The 3,057-nt window shown below is 36.1% G+C and carries 4 protein-coding genes; all 4 read right to left on the reverse strand.

The window, feature by feature from the left end:
* Positions 1 to 207, reverse strand: a 207-nt coding sequence (locus tag H5084_RS15630) for a transposase (RefSeq protein ID WP_182691364.1), incomplete at its 3' end; no start/stop codon positions are given.
* A gap of 124 nt (positions 208 to 331) precedes the next feature.
* Positions 332 to 1,489, reverse strand: a complete 1,158-nt coding sequence (locus H5084_RS15635; RefSeq protein ID WP_259396850.1) for a transposase — start codon at positions 1,487 to 1,489, stop codon at positions 332 to 334.
* Between the two features lie 166 nt (positions 1,490 to 1,655).
* The gene (locus H5084_RS15640; RefSeq protein ID WP_182691366.1) at positions 1,656 to 2,384 is read right to left on the reverse strand and encodes an adenylate/guanylate cyclase domain-containing protein; all 729 of its coding nucleotides are present in this window, start codon (positions 2,382 to 2,384) and stop codon (positions 1,656 to 1,658) included.
* The gene (locus H5084_RS15645; RefSeq protein ID WP_182691368.1) at positions 2,384 to 2,908 is read right to left on the reverse strand and encodes a Pycsar system effector family protein; all 525 of its coding nucleotides are present in this window, start codon (positions 2,906 to 2,908) and stop codon (positions 2,384 to 2,386) included. The genes H5084_RS15640 and H5084_RS15645 overlap by 1 nt, the downstream gene beginning before the upstream one ends.
* Between the last annotated feature and the right edge of the window lie 149 nt (positions 2,909 to 3,057).

A 3,057-nucleotide genomic window follows, 5' to 3' on the forward strand; every position in this document is an offset into this window, starting at 1 on the left:
ATCGGGAGTCTCTACAAGTAAGTGGTAGTGATTATCCATTAAACAATAAGCGTGAATAACCCAGTTATAACGTGAACAAACGGTATTTAATAAATTAAGGAATATCTCGAAATCACTGTCTTCTAAGTAAATAGCCTTTCTTTCATTACCACGCGATGTGACATGATAAAGCGCATCTGAAAACTCTAAACGTAAAGGACGACTCATAAATACCCCTACAAATTTAAATTGAATAAGGTAAATCTAGTTTAAATAATCAACAAATGCAAAATGAAAGACCTGACCCCATTTGGACCTTCTAAATTGAATAAGGTAAATCTAGTTTTAATAATCAACAAATGCAAAATGAAAGACCTGACCCCATTTGTTTATAAAAGACCTGACCCCATTTGTTTATATGATAGGTTTCGCTCTCTTTAAATAATGGATTACGACTTCTAAATGCAGTGTCTGCAATGTAAGCATCCAGCCCCGTTGTAGCCATAAACTCAAGATTGACTTCACTATGAAAACCGCTGTCTGCGGTAAATTTTGCTTCACACAAGGCTTCAGGTGTACCGAGTTCAGTCAGTTGTTTTTTCAAGTCTTCGATAGCGGGTTTTAAGGTTTGTTGCTCTCCCACACTTCCCCATGTTTGGGCTTGTAAAATGATTTGATGTTTATCATCGTTAATCGCAATGCCATTGTAGCCTTGAATCGTACCTTTACTCGTGGTCATCTTGGCACTGTCTGGATCAGTGATATTACTTTTCACAGGCTTTCTCTGACTACCTAACTTCTCTTCATTGGTCGCCAAAAATTCTTTAATTTTATCCGCGCTTTTATCAAGTTTAGCCTGTTGTTTTAAATCATGGGTAATTTCATCTTCACTCAAACTATCTTGTGCTTGATGGCGGGCAAGTATGCGCTGACTTGCTCTGCGCAACTTCGCTTGTTTACGCTCAAGTTCACCAAATGTGCCACTCCACTCTTTACTAGCGTTCGAACGAATTTTACATCCATCAATCGCAAACATATTACGGCCTATCAAACCTTCACGGTCGCATATCATTAATACTTGAGTAAAAAGTGGTTCAATTTGGTCTTTCATTTTAGCGACAAAACTGGCAATTGAAGTGTAATGAGGTTGTACGTCACCCGATAAACTCATGAAGGTAATATTGGTTTCACAAGCATTTGCAATGCGACGACTGCTGACCAAGCCTCGTGAATAACCAAACAAGATTATTTTAAGCATGACTGAAGGAGGATAAGCAGCCGCGCCATTTTTATCGTTGCTGTACCATTTATCAAAAGTACTTAAATTAAGGTGTTTGTCGACGATATGAGAAAGTGCGTATTCAAAAGTACCGGGGATAATTTGCTGTGCAAAATCAATCGGAATGAATTTACTTTGGCAAGATAAGTCAGGTTTGTAGTTGGCCATCACATTTAACTCTGAGCGAATAATAACTATTAGATCACAGTCGATCACCGCATTCAAGGTCATTTTTTGTACAATAAGACATAATTGAAAAAAGAGCGATAAACGCTCTTTTTGGAGAAATTCTACAGCCTCAACGCCGTTTTAAGCGGCGAATTACAGTTGGCTAAAATAAGTGAGGTACGAACAAAGAGCCAACTGTAATTTGTCCGTCTTGAAAACCCTTGTTAGATTACGTTACTTCGATATGGTATGTAGTAAAATAATACGTCTCTTGAGTATCGTTATACTCAATAGTAGCTGTTTGCCATATATCTTTCTGTACATCATTCCCATACCAATCTTTCTCGGTAATATACTTAACTCTATCTTCTAAATTTCCATATACTGTGGCTGAAATGCCAATATCATTGTGAATCTTGTCTCCAATTTTTACTGATTTATTAACTGCATTTCCAATCCACACTAGATCTCGGTTATTTTCACCTGCAATACCAACTTTTGCACAAACAATATCGCCGTAATGAATTCCGATACCAAAATCAACGGCAGTATATTTTTCCATTTTCTTTTTTACTTTGGAATCAGCAGAAGTAAGCATCCATTTCATTTTCATGGCTGCTGACACGGCATCGCTTAACTTAGCTTTCGTTGTTCCTTGAAACAAGACAAGCATACCATCACCATTAAAGCTTCTGACTTCTCCTCCGAGGCTTTTAGCGATTGTGACTATTGTATGAAAATACGCCTTATGTATTTTGGCTACTGACGTTCGATTGTGTTTATTAAGAATAGAAGTGGAACCACGCATATCGATATAAAGAACGGTAGCCGTTAGTTTTAGCCCTTTATTTCCAAAAGTTAAATTGGAGTCATTTATATCTGGAACATATGTGATATCGGAAGTTTCAAAAGCATTATCAATAATCTCAGCTACTTTACTATCAATGCCTGACTTCATTAATTTTTAATCCTAAAAAGATAGATAAATATTGTAATAACTGGTGATATTACAGCGGATAGAGTAAACCAAATCGCAGCATTAAAATAAGTATACTTACGATTAGCAATAGTAGAATTAGTTATAATTTGAAATGCTATGTCTTTTTGGTAGTCAGTGAATTCAACATTTTTTTCACCTAACTTATCTGCAAGTTTAGTTAAATAAGATAACGGAGAATATTTGGCTATGTGCCCAAAAAATAGAATATTATCAGTATCATGCCTCCCAGTAGGCTTTGATTCCCAGGGCATATTCAGAGCGGGGATGATTGATAATAAACATATTGAGAGAGATATAAGGCTAAGAAAACTACAAAATATTAAATAATAGCCAACATAGCAGTTAACGTTTTCACTTAAACTAAGCCGACTAAACCCGAAAATTAAAGCTCCATTTCCTGCAATTAATGTTGCAGATTTAGTTTCAGCATATTTTAGCCAATCATTTATATTTGAAAATATATTGTTTAATTTTTCATCCATGCTACAACTTTTTCTCCAGTAATCTAACAAACAAGGATAGGTGTCGCGCAGCCGACACCTTATCTGGTCGTTGAACAAGCCCATCCGAGATTGCATCTTATTATAGTAAATAGTTATTTTAAAGGTAGGATTGAGGCACACAGGTACTT

The organism is Psychromonas sp. SR45-3 (assembly GCF_014163575.1).
GTDB classification, from domain to species: Bacteria; Pseudomonadota; Gammaproteobacteria; order Enterobacterales; family Psychromonadaceae; genus Psychromonas; species Psychromonas arctica.